Here is a 19,795-nt window from a genome sequence, read left to right on the forward strand (position 1 = left end):
GATCAAGTCATCGATTTCGTCAACATGTAGTAGATGACAAACCCGGCAACCACAAGACCACCGCCAAAACGGCGTAATAAATTATCCGGCAGCTGGCTCATTGTCGCGACCATCCGACGCCAGGCGCGCGGATAAAGCAGCGGCCCGAGCCCTTCGAGTACTAAAACCAGCGCCAGTGCCAGCCAGATTGTTGCGTTCATTATTGACCCTTAGAAAGAAAGCGTCCCCACCCACAAGAGGCATCGACGGGAGAGCAATGCGGAAACAGACCTTTTGCGGCATTGTCCGGTATTTCACGTTCATTATGAACTGGTATCGTACAAAAAAGCCCATAACTTATTGTGTTACAAGTTATTTATAAACCCGCACCTATAAAAAAGGCGCCTTTCTCAAGGCGCCTTTTTACTCACAATATAACTTACTTGCGAACCGAATCCGGCGATTTCATATAGCGGAAGAAATCGCTGTCCGGGCTGAGAACCATCACGTCCTGATTGCTCTGGAAGCTATTCTCATAGGCGCGCAGACTACGGATAAAGGCATAGAAGCCCGGATCCTGGCTAAACGCATCGGCAAACAGCTTCGCGGCATCCGCATCACCTTCACCACGCATGATACGGCCCTGACGTTCCGCTTCAGCCAGCGTTTTGGTGACTTCATAGTCCGCCGTTGCGCGCAGCTTCTCAGCCTCTTCCTGGCCCTGTGAACGATGGCGACGGGCAACCGCTTCACGTTCGGCGCGCATACGGTTGTAAATCGCTTCGGACACTTCAGCCGGCAGGTTGATCTGCTTGATGCGTACGTCGACAACTTCAATACCCAGCGCCGCCATACTGTTCGGGTTAATAACCGGCACCTTACCGTTGGTTTCTGCCGATACGCGCTCCGCCGCTTTAGCGATAGCATCGTCGGCCGCCGGCGTACTGACTTCGTCTTCTGTGCCCGCTGAACCGGAGTTCAACGCATCACGCACTTCCAGCGTCAGACGACCGCGGGAATCGGTCACGATATCCTTCACGTCCAGGCGACCAATTTCAGAACGCAGACGGTCAGAGAACTTACGCTTCAGCAGTACTTCGGCCTGGGAGACGTCGCCGCCGCCGGTTGCCAGGTAGTAGCGGCTGAAGTCGCTGATACGCCATTTGATGTAGGAGTCAACGATCAGGTCTTTCTTCTCTTTGGTGACAAAGCGATCGGCCTGGTTGTCCATGGTCTGAATGCGCGCATCCAGCGTTTTCACTGATTCAATAAACGGGAGCTTGAAGTGCAGACCCGGAGAATAGACCAGCGGTTTGTTTTCACTATCGCGGAGAACTTTACCAAAGCGCAGCGTAATCCCACGCTCGCCTTCTTTGACGACAAAGATCGACATGTAAAGCACTACCAGCACGATGACAATTATCGCAATAACAGATTTACGCATCGTTATTCCCCCTGACGCTGGTAGTCGTTACGCTGCGCGTTAGCGCGGCGTTGGTCCATAATGTTGCCGTCCGTGGTGGTCGGCGTGGTGCTGGCACTGCTTGAGCTGGATGCAGGCGGCAGACGCAGCAGATCGCTCGCGCCACTGCTACCGCTCTTTGCCGCCGGGGCTCCGGCGCCTTTCAGCATCTGGTCCAGAGGCAGAACCATCAGATTGCCACCCTTATCGTTCACCAGCACTTTACGGGTATGGCTCAGCACTTTTTCCATGCTTTCGATATACAGACGTTCACGGGTGATTTCCGGTGCAGCTTTATACTCAGGCAGAATCTTCGCAAAGCGCGCAACTTCACCCTGCGCTTCAAGAACGGTCTGAGTTTTGTACGCACGCGCCTCTTCAAGGATACGCTGCGCCTGACCATTGGCTCGCGGCTGAACTTCGTTGGTATAAGCTTCGGCTTCACGGATGTATTGCTGCTCGTTCTCACGCGCCGCAATTGCATCATCAAATGCCGCCTTCACTTCTTCCGGCGGACGCGCCGTCTGGAAGTTGACGTCCAGCAGGGTGATCCCCATGTTGTACGGACGAATCGTCTCTTCCAGCTCACGCTGGGTATCGCTACGAATAACGGTACGACCTTCGGTCAAAATGCGGTCCATCGTGTACTTGCCGATCACGCCGCGCAGGGCGCTGTCAGTGGCCTGACGCAGGCTATCGTCCGCGCTGGCCACGCTAAACAGGTAGCGCTCAGGATCGGTCACACGATACTGGACGTTCATCTCAACGCGCACGACGTTTTCATCGGACGTCAGCATGACGCCAGAAGCCGCCAGTTCACGTACCGACTCAACGTTAACGGCCTGAACGTTATCGATAAAGGTTGGCTTCCAGTTAAGACCAGGCTCAACCAGATGGCTGAATTTACCAAAGCGAGTGACCACACCACGTTCAGCTTCCTTGATGGTATAGAAACCGCTGGCAGCCCAGATAATAACCGCGGCAGCCGCCACGATGCCGACAATGCGTCCGCCCATCGGGCCGCGTGGTCCCTGAGAGCTGCTACCGCTCCCCTGGCCCCCTTTGCCGCCACCGAGACCGCCAAGTTTTTTACTTAACTTGCGGAAGATATCATCCAGATCGGGCGGCCCCTGCTCGCGACCACCTTTATTGCCATTTCCCCCGGAGTTGCCGCCTTGGTTATTGCTGCTCCCCCACGGGTCGCGGTCCTGTCCGTTATTACCGGGCTGATTCCACGCCATGTATATGCTCCATATTTGTTTTTGATATCCCCACAGGGGTTAATATCTTCAGGCAAGCTGCAAGGTCAAATCACGTAATCAACCAGCGCTGGCTCTTGTTTACAGAGGCGACGCCAGTCAACGATCGGCATGCGCACCTGCAGACCCACGCTGCCGTCATCCTCCAGCCACTCTTTTTCTATCGCCTGAAGCTGATAGAACCGACTTCTCAGTCGCCCTTCCTGTGGCGGTAGACGCAACGTGTGCTGCGCTACTTCACCGGAAAGCCGTTCCGTCAAAGCCTGAAAAAGCAGTGGTACGCCAACCCCGGTCTGGGCGGAGAGCCAGACCCGAATCGGTTTATTCTCTTCATCTCTATCGATACGCGGTTCAAAATCATCCAGCATGTCGATTTTGTTCATCACCAGCAGCATCGGGATCTCATCGGCCTCAATTTCCGCGAGGACCGTATTGACTGCATCAATGTTTTCCTGCACCCGAACATCGGCTGCATCAATCACGTGCAGCAGCAGCGTCGCCTGACGCGTCTCCTGCAAAGTGGCTTTAAACGCCGCGACCAGGTCGTGCGGCAGATGGCGAATAAAGCCCACGGTATCCGCAAGCACGGTCTCGCCGACATCGGTAACATCAATGCGGCGCAGCGTCGGATCCAGCGTCGCGAACAGCTGGTTCGCAGCGTAGACCTCGGCTTCCGTTATCTGGTTAAACAGCGTTGATTTTCCGGCGTTGGTGTACCCCACCAGCGAGACGGTTGGAATATCGGCTTTGGCTCGTGACCGCCGTCCTTGCTCACGCTGTTTTGACACTTTCTCCAGTCGCGACAGGATCTGCATTATCCGATTGCGCAGGAGTCGACGGTCAGTTTCGAGCTGGGTTTCACCCGGGCCGCGCAAACCAATCCCGCCTTTCTGTCTTTCAAGGTGGGTCCAGCCGCGAACCAGGCGCGTGGCCATATGGCGCAGCTGTGCCAGCTCAACCTGCAGTTTCCCTTCATGGGTACGCGCGCGCTGGGCAAAAATATCTAAGATAAGACCTGTGCGATCGATAACCCGGCATTCGCATAAGCGTTCCAGATTTCGTTCCTGAGCCGGGCTCAGGGCATGATCGAACAGCACGACTGACGCGCCGGTCGCTTTTACGGCTTCCGCAATTTCGACAGCCTTACCTTCACCAACAAAATATTTTGGGTGCGGTGCTTTACGGCTACCGGTAATCACCTGCATTGCTTCGACACCGGCAGAGGAGACCAGGGATTCAAACTCCTGAAGGTCTTCCATATCTTTGTCTTGCGAAAAATAGATGTGTACCAGCACCGCCTGCTCACCGGCATCATAACGGTCAAACAAGCGTAAACCCCTTATAAAATACCAGCGGGGAACACAGTTACCCGTTGTCTTTCAGGCCGCATGGACGTTGGCTTTCTTGCCCGACTCTGGCCGGGCCGCCACACGCGTCGTTCAAATCTGCCCCTGGCAAATTTGTTATTCACCCCAGTCATCTACTTACGCAAATGGCTGGGGAGTCACTACGCGCCGCCTTTCTGCAACCTGAAACGCATCGAATAAACCTGGCTCCCCGGCATGGAAAAACAGCATCAACCTTATTCGGTGTCTTCGCTGTCTTGCTGCGGCGCAGATGAACCCTGCGCGCTACCACCGTGGTGATAGTTGCTTGTACCGCCGCCAGCATTATTGCTGTGGTGAGACACCGGGCGAGACGGGACAACAGTAGAAATTGCGTGCTTGTAGACCATCTGGCTGACCGTGTTTTTCAACAGGATCACGAACTGATCGAAAGACTCAATTTGCCCTTGCAGCTTAATACCATTCACCAAATAAATAGAAACCGGAACGCGTTCCCGACGCAAAGCGTTCAGGAACGGATCTTGTAAAGATTGCCCCTTAGCCATTCTCTCTTTTCCTTATATGTATGCTTGTTTTGTACTCAGAACCTTACGATTCTTAAAAAAAATTACGCACGATACCGTTTAATTGTACACGTTCAGTCCTGGCTCGCACCAACTACCTGTAATACTTTGTTGAGCGCCTGTTCAGGATGTTCACTATCTAACCAGTGAATATCTTCCCAGCCACGTAACCAGGTCATCTGACGTTTCGCTAACTGTCTCGTGGCGCAAACACCTCGATAAACCATTTCATCATACGGGATCTCGCCATCAAGATATGACCACATCTGGCGGTATCCGACACAACGAATGGAAGGCATATCCGTATGCAAATCTCCGCGGGCAAAAAGCGCCCGTACTTCTGCTTCAAAACCCGAAGCTAACATCTGATGAAAACGCTGCTCTATGCGTTGATGGAGCAGTTCACGGCTCGCCGGGGCGATGGCGAACTGATGCACCTGGTACGGCAGAGCGTCTCCTGACGTTTGCGTCAGTTCCGTTAAAGTTTTACCCGAAATGAAAAAAACTTCCAGTGCCCGGGAAAGTCTTTGCGGATCATTTGGATGAATACGCGCGGCGGCAACGGGATCGATCTCCTGTAGCTGCCGGTGCAACGCGTGCCACCCCTGCTCTGCTGCCTGCTGCTCAATTTTAGCCCTGACCTGTGGATCCGCCGACGGTAACGGCGACAATCCTTCCAGCAACGCTTTGAAATACAACATTGTTCCGCCAACCAGTAGCGGAATACGCCCGGCTGCGACGATCTCCGCCATTTCAGCCAGCGCATCGCGGCGAAAATCCGCCGCGGAATAAGCCTCTGCCGGATCGCGAATATCCAGCAGCCGATGCGGCGCAGCGCTCAGCTCCGCGGCATCTGGCTTGGCAGTGCCAATGTCCATTCCTCGATAGATAAGGGCGGAATCAACACTAATCAACTCTACCGGTAAAATTTTACGCAAAGCAATCGCTAAGGCGGTTTTACCGGAGGCCGTCGGGCCCATTAAAAATATTGCCTTAGGCAGGCTCGCCGTGGTGGTATCACTCATCTTTCAGGGCAGTCATCGCCGAATGTAAATCAACAGGTTGTAACAGACCACCCGGCGGCGCTTTTACCAGCTGCGGGCACAAACGTTCAACGTCGGCCAGCACGGTAATCGCCTGCGCCATATTCCACTGCGCATGTTCGCTCGCCAGATTACGCGCAATCCACTGCGCGATGTTGCCGACGTCGAATGCCTTTTGCTGCGCCAGGTAGCCTATCAGTTCAGGAATCAAGATTTGTAAATTTTGTTGTCTTAAGGGTAAAGGCACGGCGCGAACCGTCAAATGTTGCGCGTCAGACTGCAGATCGATACCCAGTAACGCCAGCGCCGACTGCGCTTTATCCAGCGCCGCTTTCTCCGCGGCGGACGCTTTCAGCCGCAGCGGGATCAGCAGCGGCTGAGCGCACACCGGCTCAACCTCCGGCGTCAGCTGCGCCTGCCGCAGCCAGCGTTCAGCAACCGGCAACGACAGCAGCGCCAGCTTGCCGTCTCGCTCCAGCAGGGCGCAATCACCAGCCACGATAGTCAGTACGCGGCCAAAGCTTTGGCTGTGCCCGGAGAGGCCGTCCGCTGCAGGCGCCGGCGCGCTGCTTTTGCGTTCCACCGCCGGTGTTTCCAGCAGCTGGCGATAGAGCGCCCCCTGCTGTTTCTGATAGCCGGGCTGCGCATGCGGCCAGCTGGCTGCGCCCGCAGCCGCGGCTCCCGGCGACGGGCGCGGCGCCTCGCTGCTATAGCGTGGTGCGGCGGGCTCACGAGCCGCCGCCGGCTGGGCAAAGTGGTTGCCGCCCGCCGCCACCCGGTTTTCCGGGACCGTCGGGCGCACCGGCTCAGCTTCGTGTTCTTCTGCCAGCGGGGCGTTAAGCTGCTGCTGGAGCACGCTCAATACGCCCTGATAGATAAAATCATGCACCAGACGCGACTGGTGGAAACGGACTTCATGCTTCGCCGGGTGGACGTTAACATCCACCTGGTGCGGATCGATCTCCAGGTAAAGCACAAATGCCGGCTGCTGGTCGGCCCCCAGCTTATCTTCGCAGGCCTGACGAATCGCATGATTGATTAAACGATCGCGCATCATGCGGCCATTGACGTAGCAATACTGAATTTCCGCCAGCGTCGGGTTGGTATGTAAAGGATCGGCCACCCAGCCGCGCAGAGTCAGATCGCCATGCTGCCACTCGATCGCCAGGGCATGTTCGAGAAACGGCATGCCGCAGATCGCGCCCAGCCGTCGTTCGCGCTGGCCGCCCTCAGGCACCGCACGATACTGGCGCACCGCTTTGCCGTTATGGCTGAGGTTAATGGTGACGTCAAAACGCGCCAGCGCAATGCGTCTGACAATTTCATCGATGTGACCAAACTCGGTCTTTTCGGTGCGCATAAACTTGCGGCGCGCCGGGGTATTGTAAAACAGATCCAGCACTTCCAGCGTGGTACCAACCGGATGCGCCGCCGGTTTGACGGTCACCTCCTGATCGCGCCCCTCGGCGTAGGCCTGCCAGGCCTCCTGCTGCTCCGCTGTGCGGGAAGTCAGCGTCAGTCGGGCAACCGAGCTGATGCTGGCCAGCGCCTCGCCGCGAAAACCGAGGCTGATAATCGCTTCCAGGTCATCGAGCGTGGCAATTTTACTGGTGGCATGACGGGCCAGCGCCAGCGCCAGCTCGTCCTTTTTGATCCCGCAGCCGTTATCGCGAATGCGGATAAGCTTTGCGCCACCGCGCTCAATATCAATATCAATGCGCGTCGCGCCAGCGTCGAGACTGTTTTCGACCAGCTCCTTCACCACCGACGCCGGACGTTCCACCACCTCACCTGCGGCAATCTGGTTGGCGAGCTGCGGCGGTAGAACCTGAATCGGCATGACTGACTCCTTAATTGATCAACGTCCTGCCAGGCGAAGTGGCGCTGGCGGTTTGGGCTGTCTCTCCGCGCGGTGCCGACTGAAGCGGATGTTGCATAAAGTAGTTACGCAGGCCGTTATAAATGGCTTCGGCAATCTGCTGCTGATAATTGTCGCTGCCCAACAGGCGCTCTTCCCCGGTGTTACTGATAAAACCGGTTTCCACCAGGATCGACGGGATATCCGGCGAGCGCAATACGCCAAGGCTGGCATGCTCAGGACGGCGTTTATGCAGATCGCCTACCCGCTGCAGCTGGCTTAATACGTTGGTTGCCACATCATAGCCAACGCGCTGGGAATGGCCGAACTGTAAATCCAGTACCGCCTGGCTGAGGTAGGGATCGGACTGGCTGTTCGCCAGCACATCGCCCGCCCCGCCAAGCAGTTCAGACTGCTTCTCATGCTGCTCGAGCCAGCCGGCCATCTCGCTGTTCGCGCGACGGTTGGATAGCACCCATACCGACGCGCCGGTAGCATCGCGATTCGGTGCCGCATCGGCATGAATGGATACCAGGAAGTTAGCGTTCTGCTTACGCGCCACGTCCGAACGCCCCATCACCGAAATAAAGTAATCCCCATCGCGAGTCAATACCGGCTTAAAGAGTGGATCGGCATTTAACAGCGCGCGCAGTTTGCGGGCAATAGCAATCGTGACATTCTTCTCTTTGGTGCCGTTCGGTCCAATCGCACCGGGGTCCTGCCCACCGTGACCGGCATCAATAGCGATAATCACCTTATCATCCGACGCCACCGCACGGCTCACCGGGCGCGTCACGCTCTGGCTGCTGGTCATCGCCGTTTGTCGCTCGCTGCCCGACGATTTGAACGGATTCCGTGCGGGCTCGGCCGGGCGTACAGGCTGCAGCGGGGCTTCGACCCGTTTAGCTACCACCGGCGGCGACGGAGGTGGCGGAGGCGGCGCATCGGCATTAATCGTGAAAACCACGGTGTAGTTTGAGCCATTCTGCTGCTTCACCGCGCGGGTTTTACCATCTTCCGTCAGGTCCACCAGCAGGCGCAGAGTCTGAGTATCCTGCGGCGTTCCCGCCCGAATGCTTTTCACCAGGTTGTTGCCGCTAAACTGCAGCGGTAGCCCCTGAAGCACACCGCTCTGCTTAATATCCAGCGCCACGGTACGCTTGCCCTGTGGACTGAACGAATATTCTGGATCGCCGATAAAGCTAATCGTAATACGGGCCTGCTGATCTCCATTTGCGACCTGGATATCGGATAAACTTGCCGCAGTGGCCTGAATGCTAAACAGCATCAGCGTCGCGGCCAGCCAACTGGTTATGCGATAGATCATCCCGTTATCCTTCAGGCTAAACGCGTCAATATAGACTCACCCAATGCAGAGACCGCCGTTACGCGCGCCTCACGCCCTTGTGCCTGATAGGCAAGATGGATTTCGACATCCGGCTCAGGCAATACACCCGCACCTTGTTGGGGCCACTCCACCAGGCAGATGGCATCGTTAGCAAAATAATCACGGATCCCCATAAATTCGAGTTCTTCAGGGTCCGCCAGACGATACAGGTCAAAGTGGTACACCATCAGATTGTCGAGCGTGTAGGGCTCCACCAGCGTATAGGTCGGGCTTTTGACATTCCCGCGATGGCCGAGCGCGTGTAAAAAGCCGCGGCTGAAGGTCGTTTTCCCCGCCCCTAAATCGCCATACAGATAGATAACCGTCGCGCCAGTACAGGCCTGCGCAATACGGTCACCAAGGTCTAAAGTTGCCTGCTCATCGGCTAAAGGAATCACTCGGTTCATCATGGTTCAGGTCAATCACATCCGGGTTAACAACACGCCTGAGCGTGGAAAAGAGATCGGTCGCCAGCATCCCGCGGCTGCCATAGCGGGCAGCCAGTCGGTCAGCGGCTTCGCCATGCGCCACGCAGCCGGCGCAGGCAGCATCATACGGCGTCAGCCGTTGTCCTGACAGTGCGGCGATAATACCGGTCAGTACATCGCCCATTCCGCCGCTGGCCATCCCGGCGTTGCCGGCATCGATAATAGCCATCTCGCCTGCTTCGCTGGCCACCACCGTGCCCGCGCCTTTCAGCACCACCACGCCTCCGTAACGTTTTACCAGACGTTGCGCAGAAAGTAAGCGATCGCTTTCAATTTCTGCTACGTTACAGTTCAGCATACGGGCGGCTTCACCGGGGTGCGGCGTCAACACACGATTGTGACGTTTATCGGGATTGATTGCCAGCAGGTTCAACGCATCCGCATCCCATACCATCGGCTTGCGGCAATCCCACACCTGGCGCAGGGCCTGGGCTCCCCATTCGTTTTGCCCAAGGCCGGGGCCAATCGCCACCACATCGGCCCATTGCAGGCTGTCATCAATACTTTGCGTGGTCAGCTCGTGGACCATTAATTCAGGCCTGGCGGCGACGACAGGGGCAATGTTTTCTTTGTGAGTGAGCACTCGCACCAAACCCGCCCCCGCCCGTAACGCCGCTTCACCGGCCATGCGGATAGCGCCAGCGGTACCGCGATCGCCACCGATAATCACCAGCTTCCCGTGATCGCCTTTATGCGACGTCGGACGTCTTGGCGGGAGCCAGTCGGCCAGCTGTGACGCATCGAATCGCCGCAGCGGCACCGTCTGCGCAGCCAACCAGCTTTCGAGTCCCAGCGCGTGGTAGTGCAGACGGCCAACCACATCCCGGGCTTTGCCCGTCAGCAGCCCGGGCTTGAGGCCAATAAAGGTGATCGTGCAGGCCGCATCTATCACCGCCCCGGGGGTGGTCCCGGTTTGCGCATTGAGTCCCGAGGGGATATCCAGCGCCACAACCGGCGCAGGATGCGCATTCGCTCGCTGGATTAAGGTCGCGATGTTCTCCCGCGGAGCGCTATGCAGCCCGGTGCCAAGAAGCCCGTCGATAATGAGAGAAATATCCTGTGGCCAGGGAATATCTGCGGCGTGGATGGTTCCACCGGCGTTCAGCCACGCATCACGGGCGGCGCTGGCTTCTTCCGGCAGCGGTTTCTCGCTCTCGAGGGCCAGCAGCGTGACCGCGATACCGTCGGCCTGCGCCAGGCGCGCCACCACGTAGCCATCACCACCGTTATTGCCATGACCACAGAGGATCAGCCAGTGCTTGCTGGCAGGGTAGTCGGCTCGCGCCCGCTGAAAAGCCGCTTCCCCGGCCCGCATCATCAGCTCAAACAGCGTCAGCCCCAGACTGTCCGCCGCCGCTTTTTCCGCGCGCCGCAGCGCATCTGCAGGCCAGATGAAGTGTGGTATACTCACAGGGTTTTTCGTCATCGTATGGTCCATCATGTCTCAGCCCCTCGATCTCAATAAGTTAGCGCAGCAAATCAAGCAGTGGGGCACTGAACTGGGGTTCCAGCAGGTCGGGATTACCGATACCGATCTCAGCGCCAGCGAACCTAAACTGCAGGCATGGCTGGATAAACAATACCACGGCGAGATGGAATGGATGGCGCGTCACGGAATGATGCGCGCCCGTCCCCATGAGCTTCAGCCCGGTACGTTACGCGTGATCAGCGTGCGGATGAACTATCTTCCCGCCAACGCCGCTTTTGCCCGCACCCTGAAAGATCCCTCGCTGGGTTACGTCAGCCGCTACGCCCTCGGGCGTGATTATCATAAGCTATTGCGTAACCGCCTGAAAAAACTCGGAGAGATGATTCAGGAACAGTGTGCTTCGCTCAATTTTAGACCGTTTGTCGATTCTGCGCCCATTCTGGAGCGCCCTTTGGCGGAAAAAGCCGGGCTTGGCTGGACCGGCAAGCACTCGCTTATTCTCAACCGCGATGCCGGATCGTTCTTTTTTCTCGGCGAACTGCTCGTTGATATTCCGCTCCCTATCGACAGCCCGGTGACGGAAGAGTGCGGCCGTTGCGTGGCCTGCATGACTATCTGCCCCACCGGCGCGATCGTCGAACCCTATACCGTGGATGCCCGTCGCTGTATCTCTTATCTGACCATTGAGCTGGAAGGCGCCATTCCCGAGGCGTTTCGCCCGCTTATCGGCAACCGCATCTACGGCTGCGATGACTGCCAGCTGATTTGCCCGTGGAACCGCTTCTCGCAGTTAACGGACGAAGCGGATTTCAGCCCTCGCAAAGCGCTGCATGCGCCGCCGCTGATAGAACTGTTTGCCTGGAGCGAAGCGCATTTTCTGAAGGTGACGGAGGGTTCTGCCATTCGCCGGATTGGCCATCTGCGCTGGCTACGGAATATTGCCGTTGCATTGGGCAATGCACCCTGGGATGAAGCGCATCTGATGGCACTGGAAAGTCGCCGAGGTGAGCACCCACTACTCGATGAACACATTGAGTGGGCGGTCGCGCAACAAATTGAGAAACGTAATGCCAACGTCATTGAAGTGCAGTTGCCGAAGAAACAGCGTCTGGTCCGGGTGATTGAGAAAGGGTTACCGAGGGATGCCTGATTCATTCACAGGCTGTGAATAAAAACAAAAATACATTGCGTTTCAACACGCAGACGTTCGTCAAGTGATCGGATTAACACTTTGAAATGAAATTTATTTATTAAATATCAGATAGATAGAGAGATATCATTCAAGAAGTGAAGTTTTTCGACGTCAGGCGGCGAGCGTTTAACCTGTGGATAACTCTGTTTACAGTATTTTTCTTGCGACGGCGGAAAGCATCCCCGGTGCGATTTTGCACTGTGGATAAACTGGAGATGAGAAGAAATTTTGGAGCGGGAAACGAGACTCGAACTCGCGACCCCGACCTTGGCAAGGTCGTGCTCTACCAACTGAGCTATTCCCGCTTGGGTATGGTGACTTTCAAATTTTGGAGCGGGAAACGAGACTCGAACTCGCGACCCCGACCTTGGCAAGGTCGTGCTCTACCAACTGAGCTATTCCCGCTTGGGTATGGTGCTTTCAAATTTTGGAGCGGGAAACGAGACTCGAACTCGCGACCCCGACCTTGGCAAGGTCGTGCTCTACCAACTGAGCTATTCCCGCGTACTTCTTGCCATATTTCTATGGCGCCGTGATGTGCATTTCTGCTTCGTCACGGGAGGCGCATTATACGAGAATTCGATTTACCTGCAACCCCCCTGCGAACACTTTTTTGTGTTTTTTGTCTGAATGGACATTTTATCGCCAGACACACCGCCAAATTGTACAAATAAGCATCGGACAAGGCAAAATAACTTTTTCCAACCGTGCTAAAGGCGCAAAATCGCTCAGATTTCCGGGTCGCGATACCCGCTAACGGTCAACAACCATGACAAACAGGGAAATTCAGATGACAAGAGCGCTTTCCGTCCTGCTGCTGACCACGCTGCTTGCTGCAGGGACAGCATCTGCGACGACGCTGCATTTCGGCACCACGACGGCCAATCCGCCCTTTGAAACCGTGAATGCGAAAAACCAGCCCTCGGGGTTTGATATCGATCTGGCCAAAGCGCTGTGCAAACAGATGCAGGCCGAATGCAAATTTACCCCGCAGGACTTCAATACGCTGATTCCCGCGCTGCGCTTTAAAAAATTCGATGCCATCATTGCCGGTATTGAAGTCATTCCCATGCGCGAAAAGCAGGTTGCCTTTACCCAGCCCTATCGTCAAACGCTCTCCGGCGTGGTGGTGACGACAAAAGGGGCCGCCCACCGCTTCGCCGATCTGAAGGGCAAGAAGCTCGGCGTCGTTAAAGGCACCGTCCACCAGCGTTATTTGCACGATAAACAAAAAGGGGTCAACGTCATCGAGTATGACAATGACGCCAGCGCTCTGGCCGCGCTGAAAGAGGGGAACGTGAATGCCGTGATGGGCGACCAGACAACCCTCGACCCGTGGCTGCAGGAGAATCCTGACTACGCCATGATGGATGAGCGAGCGACCGACCCGAAATATTACGGCAAGCAATATGCCATTGCGCTACGTAAAGACGATCCGGAGCTGCTCAATGCCATGAATGCCGCGCTGGAGGTGGTTAAGGCGTCGCCTGACTTCCAGGCGATGGAACAGAAGTGGTTTAAATAAGATAGCAACGCCGGGGCCAGCTGACCCCGGCGCCGGCATTACAGCTTGATAAAGTTCTCGCGATAGTAAGCCAGTTCCGCTACCGACTCGCGAATATCATCCATCGCCTGATGGGTACCCTGCTTTTTAAAACCATCAAGGATTTCCGGCTTCCAGCGGCGCGCCAGCTCTTTCAGCGTGCTGACGTCGAGGTAGCGGTAGTGGAAATAAGCTTCCAGCTCAGGCATATATTTGAACAGGAAACGGCGATCCTGACCAATGCTGTTGCCGCAGATCGGTGATTTGCCCGCCGGCACCCACTGTTTAAGAAATTCGAGGGTGGCCAGTTCCGCTTCGCGATCGCCCAGGGTGCTGGCCTTAACGCGTTCGACCAGCCCGCTCCCGGTATGGGTGCGCACGTTCCACTCATCCATCAGCGCCAGCTGCGCATCGGACTGGTGAACCGCAATCGTCGGCCCTTCCGCCAGAATATTCAGGTGCGCATCGGTCACCAGAGTGGCGATTTCAATAATGCGATCGCGCTCAGGATCCAGCCCGGTCATTTCGAGATCGATCCAAATCAGGTTGTTTTCATCTGCACTCATGCTATTTTCCACCCATAATTTTACAATTCTGGCCCGTAAAGCTTCAGGATGCAGGCAAAGCAACGTACCAGCATCTTGCAAGATGACGGGTCGATATTCATCTTAGATAGCGTGTATCATAGAGGTTTTGCCCACTTAGGGCGACCAGGAGCCAGTCCGATTGAGTAAAAATAAACTCTCCAAAGGCCAACAGCGCCGCGTGAAGGCCAACCACCAGCGCCGCCTGAAAACGACTTCGGAGAAGGCCGATTACGATGACAACCTGTTTGGTGAAACCTCTGAAGGGATCGTCATCAGCCGCTTTGGCATGCATGCCGATGTCGAATCCGCCGACGGTAGCGTTCACCGCTGCAACATTCGCCGCACAATCCGTTCGCTGGTTACCGGCGATCGCGTCGTCTGGAGACCAGGTAAAGATGCCGCCGACGGCGTCAATGTGAAAGGGATTGTCGAAGCGGTACATGACCGCACCTCCGTCCTGACCCGTCCAGACTTTTACGATGGCGTCAAACCCATCGCCGCCAATATCGATCAAATCGTCATTGTTTCCGCGATCCTGCCCGAACTGTCTCTGAACATTATCGACCGCTATCTGGTCGCCTGCGAGACGCTGGACGTTGAACCGCTGATTGTGCTCAATAAGACCGATCTGCTGGATGCCGACGGCATGGCCTTCGTGAACGAGCAGATGGATATCTACCGCGGCATCGGCTATCGCGTGCTGATGGTGTCCAGCCGTACTCAGGATGGCCTCAAGCCGCTTGAGGAAGCGCTCACTGACCGTATCAGTATCTTTGCCGGGCAGTCCGGGGTAGGGAAATCCAGCCTGCTGAATGCGCTGCTGGGTCTGCATGAGGATCAGATCCTGACCAATGACGTGTCTGACAACTCGGGACTTGGCCAGCACACCACCACCGCCGCGCGCCTCTATCACTTCCCGCACGGCGGCGATGTCATTGACTCCCCCGGCGTTCGCGAATTCGGTCTGTGGCACCTGGAGGCGGAACAAATTACCCACGGCTTTGTCGAATTCCATGATTATTTAGGCCGTTGTAAATATCGCGACTGCAAGCACGATACCGATCCGGGCTGCGCCATTCGTGAAGCGGTAGAAAATGGCCACATCGCCGAGAGCCGTTTTGCAAACTATCACCGCATTCTGGAAAGCATGACTCAGGTACAGGTAAAAACGCGTAAAAGCTTTTCATCATCCGATGACTGACATTTAAGCTGAGCATCGTTAGAATCGTCCCCTTTTTTCAGGACCCCGCACGTTGACGGGGTCAGGAACGACAAATCATGGCCTGGAGGCTACCTTGTTAAACGATCTTAAACTTTCACTGCAATACATTCTGCCTAAACTGTGGCTCACCCGCCTCGCAGGCTGGGGTGCGAGCAAACGAGCGGGTTGGCTGACAAAGCTGGTCATCGATCTGTTCGTGAAATGCTACAAGGTCGATATGAAAGAGGCGCAAAAGCCTGATACCGCCAGCTACCGCACCTTTAACGATTTCTTCGTGCGCCCGCTGCGCGAAGACGCCCGTCCGCTGAATACCGACCCTAACGTGCTGGTCATGCCTGCCGATGGCGTAATCAGCCAGCTGGGCGCCATCGAAGACGACAAAATTTTGCAGGCCAAAGGCCACAACTACACGCTGGAAGCGCTGCTGGCAGGGAACTATCAGATGGCCGATCTGTTCCGCAACGGCACCTTCGCCACCACCTACCTGTCGCCGCGTGACTATCACCGTGTACACATGCCGTGCAACGGTATCCTGCGTGAAATGATCTACGTCCCGGGGGATCTGTTCTCCGTTAACCACCTGACCGCACAGAACGTTCCGAATCTGTTTGCCCGTAACGAGCGCGTTATCTGCCTGTTTGATACTGAATTTGGCCCGATGGTGCAAATTCTGGTGGGGGCCACGATTGTTGGCAGCATTGAAACCGTCTGGTCCGGTACGGTGACCCCGCCCCGGGAAGGCGTTATCAAACGCTGGACCTGGCCGGCGGGCGACAGCGAAGGTTCCGTCGCGCTGCTGAAGGGCCAGGAGATGGGCCGCTTTAAGCTCGGTTCTACGGTAATCAACCTGTTTGCTCCGGGTAAAGTAAAGCTGGTTGAACAGCTGCAAAGCCTCTCCGCCACCCGACTCGGCCAGCCGCTGGCGACTGCCGTAGAGACGATGTCCGCGACCGCAGATGGCGTCAGCCCACTGAGCGACGCGACGCAAGACGAAGGTTAATTCCTGACAAAAAAGGGTTATGCCGTGCGCCTGATATATATTTTCCTGCTGGCCTGGAGCCTCAGTCTGGGGGCGTACGCAGCGACAGCCCCCGATGCGAAACAGATCGCTCAGGAACTGGAACAGGCGAAGGCGGCAAAACCCGCTCAGCCTGGTACCGTTGAAGCCTTACAATCTGCACTGAACGCGCTCGAGGAACGCAGCGCCTCCCTTGAGCGCGCGCGCCAGTACCAGCAGGTTATCGATAATTTCCCCAAACTTTTCCAGACGCTGCGTTCGCAGATCGGCAATCTGCCCGATGAGCCGCGCCAGGCCGCAACCAACCTCTCCACGGATGCGCTGAACCAGGAAATCCTGCAGGTCAGCAGTCAGCTGCTCGAAGCCAGTCGCCAGGCCCAGCAGGAGCAGGAACGCGCCCGCGATATCGCCGACTCGCTTAACCAGCTTCCGCAGCAGCAGAGCGACGCGCGTCGCCAGCTCAATGAAGTTGAGCGCCGCGTCGGCACGCAAACCAGCAATACGCCGCTGGCGCAGGCACAGAATCTTGGTCTGCAGGCGGAATCTGCGCGCCTGAAAGCGCTGGTGAACGAACTGGATCTGGCCCAGCTCTCGGCGAACAATCGTCAGGAGCTGTCGCGGATGCGCGGCGATCTGGCGCAGAAACAGGGCAAGCTGCTCGACGGCTATCTGCAGGCGCTGCGTAATCAGCTCAACAGCCAGCGTCAACGTGAAGCGGAGAAAGCGCTGGAAAGCACCGAGCTGCTGGCAGAGAACAGTGAAAACCTGCCGCCGGAGCTCGTGGCCCAGTTTAAAGTCAACCGTGAGCTGTCACAGGCGCTGAACCAGCAGGCCCAGCGTATGGATCTGGTGGCCTCGCAGCAGCGTCAGGCGGCCAACCAGACGCTGCAGGTGCGCCAGGCGCTGAATACCCTGCGCGAACAGTCGCAATGGCTGGGATCCTCCAACCTGCTGGGCGAAGCCCTGCGTGCCCAGGTAGCCCGTCTGCCGGAAACGCCGAAGCCGCAGCAGCTGGATACCGAGATGGCGCAGCTACGGGTGCAGCGTCTGCATTATGAGGATCTGCTCAGCAGCCAGCCGCAGCTGCGTCTGATTCGCCAGGCGGACGGCGAGCCGCTCACCAGCGAACAAAGCCGCATTCTGGAAGCGCAGCTGCGCACGCAAACTGAGTTGCTTAATTCGCTGCTCCAGGGCGGCGATACGCTGATTCTGGAGCTAACCAAGCTGAAAGTCTCCAACGGTCAGCTGGAAGATGCGCTGAAAGAGATCAATGAAGCAACGCACCGCTATCTGTTCTGGACGTCAGACGTCAGCCCGATCGGTTTTTCGTGGCCGCTGGAAATCGTCCACGACCTGCGCCGCCTGGTCTCTCTCGATACCGTCAGCCAGCTTGGCAAAGCCAGCGCCATGATGTTAACCAGCAAGGAGACGCTGCTGCCGCTGTTTGGCGCGCTGATCCTGGTGGGCTTCAGCATCAGCTCGCGCCGTCACTTTACCCGTTTCCTCGAACGCTCCAGCGCCCGCGTCGGCAAAGTCACGCAGGATCATTTCTGGCTCACGCTGCGCACGGTGTTCTGGTCGATTCTGGTGGCCTCTCCCCTCCCCGTACTGTGGATGACGCTGGGCTACGGTCTGCAATCGGCTTGGCCCTTCCCGCTGGCGGTGGCGATCGGCGAAAGCGTCACTGCCACGGTACCGCTGCTGTGGGTGGTGATGGTTTGCGCCACCTTTGCACGTCCGAACGGCCTGTTTATCGCGCATTTCGGCTGGCCGCGCAGTCGCGTCAGCAAAGCCATGCGCTACTACCTGATGAGCATCGGCCTGATCGTGCCGCTGATTATCGCGCTGATCATGTTTGATAATCTTAATGACCGGGAGTTTTCCGCTTCGCTCGGCCGCCTCTGCTTCCTGCTGATTTGCGGGGCGCTGGCGCTGGTCACCCTGAGCCTGAAGCACGCCGGGATCCCGCTTTATCTCGATAAAGCCGGGAACGGCGATAATATGGTTAACCGCATGCTGTGGAACCTGCTGCTCGGCGCGCCGTTAATCGCCATGCTGGCGGCGGCGATCGGCTATCTGGCCACCGCCCAGGCGCTGCTGGCAAGGCTGGAAACCTCCGTTGCTATCTGGTTCCTGCTGCTGGTGGTCTACCACATCATTCGCCGCTGGATGCTGATCCAGCGCCGCCGGCTGGCCTTCGACCGCGCGAAACATCGACGGGCGGAAATTCTCGCTCAGCGTGCTCGCGGGGAAGATGACGTCGCCCACTCCAGCAGTCCTGAGGGTTCCGCAGAGAACGAAGTGAGTGAAATCGATCTCGATGCGATCAGTACGCAGTCCCTGCGCCTGGTCCGTTCGCTGCTGATGCTGATCGCGCTGGTCTCGGTCATCGTCCTGTGGTCAGAAATTCACTCCGCCTTCGGCTTCCTCGAAAATATCTCGTTGTGGGATGTCACCTCGACGGTGCAGGGCGTTGAAAGTCTGGAGCCGATTACCCTCGGCGCCGTGCTGATTGCCATTCTGGTGCTGATTATCACCACCCAGCTGGTGCGAAACTTACCGGCGCTGCTGGAGCTGGCGATTCTGCAGCACCTCGATCTCACCCCGGGGACCGGGTATGCCATCACCACCATCACCAAATATCTGCTGATGCTGATTGGCGGCCTGATGGGCTTCTCGATGATTGGGATTGAATGGGCCAAGCTGCAGTGGCTGGTCGCCGCCCTCGGCGTGGGGCTGGGCTTTGGTCTCCAGGAGATCTTCGCCAACTTTATCTCCGGCCTGATCATCCTGTTTGAAAAGCCGATACGTATTGGCGATACGGTCACGATCCGCGATCTGACCGGCAGCGTCACCCGCATCAATACCCGCGCAACCACCATCAGCGACTGGGACCGTAAAGAGATTATCGTGCCTAACAAGGCCTTCATCACCGAGCAGTTTATCAACTGGTCGCTCTCTGACTCGGTCACCCGCGTGGTGTTAACCATCCCGGCACCGGCGGATGCCAACACCGAAGAGGTCACGCAGATCCTGATCGCCGCCGCCCACCGCTGTTCGCTGGTAATCGATACGCCGGCACCGGAAGCGTTCCTCGTCGACCTGCAGCAGGGGATTCAGATTTTCGAGCTGCGTATCTACGCCGCCGAAATGGGGCATCGCATGCCGCTGCGTCACGAACTCCACCAGCTGATTCTGGCCGGCTACCGCGAACACGGTATCGATATGCCGTTCCCGCCGTTCCAGATGCGTCTGGAAAGCATTGATGGCAGAAAAAGCAGTCGGGCGCTGACGTCGGCCGGGAAATCCAGCCGCACGGCGGGGAGTCTGTAAGACCCATCGCGCCGGTACGGCGCGATATCCGTTCCCCCATCACCACGCTTCCCTTAGCCCGTTCGGTAAGGGAAGCGGCCGGGCAA

Annotated in this window: 16 protein-coding genes and 3 tRNA genes; 5 read left to right on the plus strand and 14 right to left on the minus strand. The window is 57.0% G+C overall.

Translation table 11 applies throughout. The features are described 5' to 3' along the window. Positions 1 to 2: 2 nt before the first annotated feature. The 10 genes from Q1L34_RS24050 to nnr form a co-directional block, all read right to left on the minus strand. Complete coding sequence (locus Q1L34_RS24050) at positions 3 to 200, minus strand: DUF2065 domain-containing protein (RefSeq protein ID WP_004857046.1); 198 nt, start codon at positions 198 to 200, stop codon at positions 3 to 5. Positions 201 to 418: 218 nt separating this feature from the next. Next, a complete protein-coding gene (gene hflC, locus Q1L34_RS24055; protein ID WP_004857043.1) occupies positions 419 to 1,423 on the minus strand; it encodes a protease modulator HflC in 1,005 nt (334 codons plus the stop codon). 2 nt (positions 1,424 to 1,425) lie between these two features. After that, the gene (gene hflK, locus Q1L34_RS24060; RefSeq protein ID WP_004857040.1) at positions 1,426 to 2,682 is read right to left on the minus strand and encodes an FtsH protease activity modulator HflK; all 1,257 of its coding nucleotides are present in this window, start codon (positions 2,680 to 2,682) and stop codon (positions 1,426 to 1,428) included. Between the two features lie 65 nt (positions 2,683 to 2,747). Then, a complete protein-coding gene (hflX, locus tag Q1L34_RS24065) occupies positions 2,748 to 4,028 on the minus strand; it encodes a ribosome rescue GTPase HflX (RefSeq protein WP_004857038.1) in 1,281 nt (426 codons plus the stop codon). Positions 4,029 to 4,282: 254 nt separating this feature from the next. After that, positions 4,283 to 4,591 (minus strand): RNA chaperone Hfq, encoded by a 309-nt coding sequence (hfq, locus tag Q1L34_RS24070; protein WP_004857035.1) that lies wholly within the window; start codon positions 4,589 to 4,591, stop codon positions 4,283 to 4,285. Between the two features lie 92 nt (positions 4,592 to 4,683). Continuing rightward, positions 4,684 to 5,634: a tRNA (adenosine(37)-N6)-dimethylallyltransferase MiaA gene (gene miaA, locus Q1L34_RS24075; RefSeq protein ID WP_004857032.1), complete on the minus strand. Its 951-nt coding sequence runs from the start codon at positions 5,632 to 5,634 to the stop codon at positions 4,684 to 4,686. After that, positions 5,627 to 7,492, minus strand: coding sequence for a DNA mismatch repair endonuclease MutL (gene mutL, locus Q1L34_RS24080; protein WP_015585327.1), 1,866 nt, complete (start codon positions 7,490 to 7,492; stop codon positions 5,627 to 5,629). The genes miaA and mutL overlap by 8 nt, the downstream gene beginning before the upstream one ends. Positions 7,493 to 7,502: 10 nt before the next feature. Then, positions 7,503 to 8,837 carry an N-acetylmuramoyl-L-alanine amidase AmiB gene (gene amiB / locus Q1L34_RS24085; protein WP_306124654.1) on the minus strand — a complete coding sequence of 445 codons (1,335 nt, stop codon included), beginning with the start codon at positions 8,835 to 8,837 and terminating at the stop codon, positions 7,503 to 7,505. An 11-nt stretch (positions 8,838 to 8,848) separates the two neighbouring features. Then, entirely contained in the window at positions 8,849 to 9,307 is a 459-nt protein-coding gene (gene tsaE, locus Q1L34_RS24090) for a tRNA (adenosine(37)-N6)-threonylcarbamoyltransferase complex ATPase subunit type 1 TsaE (protein ID WP_004857020.1), read from the minus strand. After that, positions 9,276 to 10,811, minus strand: a complete 1,536-nt coding sequence (nnr, locus tag Q1L34_RS24095) for a bifunctional ADP-dependent NAD(P)H-hydrate dehydratase/NAD(P)H-hydrate epimerase (RefSeq protein ID WP_160873630.1) — start codon at positions 10,809 to 10,811, stop codon at positions 9,276 to 9,278. Before nnr ends, tsaE begins: the two co-directional genes overlap by 32 nt. A 13-nt stretch (positions 10,812 to 10,824) precedes the next feature. Between nnr and queG the strand changes: the two genes are divergently transcribed. Further along, entirely contained in the window at positions 10,825 to 11,964 is a 1,140-nt protein-coding gene (queG, locus tag Q1L34_RS24100) for a tRNA epoxyqueuosine(34) reductase QueG (protein WP_048022993.1), read from the plus strand. Positions 11,965 to 12,235: 271 nt separating this feature from the next. Here queG and Q1L34_RS24105 read toward each other — a convergent pair. The 3 genes from Q1L34_RS24105 to Q1L34_RS24115 all read right to left on the minus strand — a co-directional run bounded on the left by Q1L34_RS24105 (position 12,236) and on the right by Q1L34_RS24115 (position 12,510). Continuing rightward, positions 12,236 to 12,311 (minus strand) — tRNA-Gly (locus Q1L34_RS24105). A gap of 24 nt (positions 12,312 to 12,335) precedes the next feature. Then, positions 12,336 to 12,411, minus strand: a tRNA-Gly gene (locus tag Q1L34_RS24110). Positions 12,412 to 12,434: 23 nt separating this feature from the next. Beyond that, positions 12,435 to 12,510: transfer RNA gene (locus Q1L34_RS24115), tRNA-Gly, on the minus strand. Between the two features lie 286 nt (positions 12,511 to 12,796). Between Q1L34_RS24115 and Q1L34_RS24120 the strand changes: the two genes are divergently transcribed. After that, entirely contained in the window at positions 12,797 to 13,531 is a 735-nt protein-coding gene (locus Q1L34_RS24120; RefSeq protein WP_004857012.1) for an arginine ABC transporter substrate-binding protein, read from the plus strand. A 38-nt stretch (positions 13,532 to 13,569) separates the two neighbouring features. On the opposite strand, the gene orn is transcribed toward Q1L34_RS24120, so the two are convergent. Then, complete coding sequence (orn, locus tag Q1L34_RS24125) at positions 13,570 to 14,115, minus strand: oligoribonuclease (protein WP_004857009.1); 546 nt, start codon at positions 14,113 to 14,115, stop codon at positions 13,570 to 13,572. 160 nt (positions 14,116 to 14,275) lie between these two features. Here orn and rsgA point away from each other — a divergent pair, with 160 nt between their 5' ends. From rsgA to mscM, 3 genes are all read left to right on the plus strand, one after another. Then, a complete protein-coding gene (rsgA, locus tag Q1L34_RS24130; RefSeq protein WP_004857004.1) occupies positions 14,276 to 15,337 on the plus strand; it encodes a small ribosomal subunit biogenesis GTPase RsgA in 1,062 nt (353 codons plus the stop codon). A gap of 94 nt (positions 15,338 to 15,431) precedes the next feature. Continuing rightward, complete coding sequence (asd, locus tag Q1L34_RS24135; protein WP_015585331.1) at positions 15,432 to 16,358, plus strand: archaetidylserine decarboxylase; 927 nt, start codon at positions 15,432 to 15,434, stop codon at positions 16,356 to 16,358. A gap of 24 nt (positions 16,359 to 16,382) precedes the next feature. After that, the gene (gene mscM, locus Q1L34_RS24140; RefSeq protein ID WP_182952091.1) at positions 16,383 to 19,709 is read left to right on the plus strand and encodes a miniconductance mechanosensitive channel MscM; all 3,327 of its coding nucleotides are present in this window, start codon (positions 16,383 to 16,385) and stop codon (positions 19,707 to 19,709) included. Positions 19,710 to 19,795: the final 86 nt, after the last annotated feature.

The sequence above is a fragment of the Klebsiella ornithinolytica genome (assembly GCF_030505655.1).
Lineage (GTDB): Bacteria > Pseudomonadota > Gammaproteobacteria > Enterobacterales > Enterobacteriaceae > Klebsiella > Klebsiella ornithinolytica.

Coding starts and splice junctions, on each gene's coding strand:
- amiB (WP_306124654.1), bottom strand. CDS start 8,837: ATGATCTATCGCATAACCAGTTGGCTGGCCGCGACGCTGATGCTGTTT.
- hflC (WP_004857043.1), bottom strand. CDS start 1,423: ATGCGTAAATCTGTTATTGCGATAATTGTCATCGTGCTGGTAGTGCTT.
- mutL (WP_015585327.1), bottom strand. CDS start 7,492: ATGCCGATTCAGGTTCTACCGCCGCAGCTCGCCAACCAGATTGCCGCA.
- hflK (WP_004857040.1), bottom strand. CDS start 2,682: ATGGCGTGGAATCAGCCCGGTAATAACGGACAGGACCGCGACCCGTGG.
- Q1L34_RS24120 (WP_004857012.1), top strand. CDS start 12,797: ATGACAAGAGCGCTTTCCGTCCTGCTGCTGACCACGCTGCTTGCTGCA.
- queG (WP_048022993.1), top strand. CDS start 10,825: ATGTCTCAGCCCCTCGATCTCAATAAGTTAGCGCAGCAAATCAAGCAG.
- hfq (WP_004857035.1), bottom strand. CDS start 4,591: ATGGCTAAGGGGCAATCTTTACAAGATCCGTTCCTGAACGCTTTGCGT.
- miaA (WP_004857032.1), bottom strand. CDS start 5,634: ATGAGTGATACCACCACGGCGAGCCTGCCTAAGGCAATATTTTTAATG.
- Q1L34_RS24050 (WP_004857046.1), bottom strand. CDS start 200: ATGAACGCAACAATCTGGCTGGCACTGGCGCTGGTTTTAGTACTCGAA.
- nnr (WP_160873630.1), bottom strand. CDS start 10,811: ATGACGAAAAACCCTGTGAGTATACCACACTTCATCTGGCCTGCAGAT.
- tsaE (WP_004857020.1), bottom strand. CDS start 9,307: ATGATGAACCGAGTGATTCCTTTAGCCGATGAGCAGGCAACTTTAGAC.
- orn (WP_004857009.1), bottom strand. CDS start 14,115: ATGAGTGCAGATGAAAACAACCTGATTTGGATCGATCTCGAAATGACC.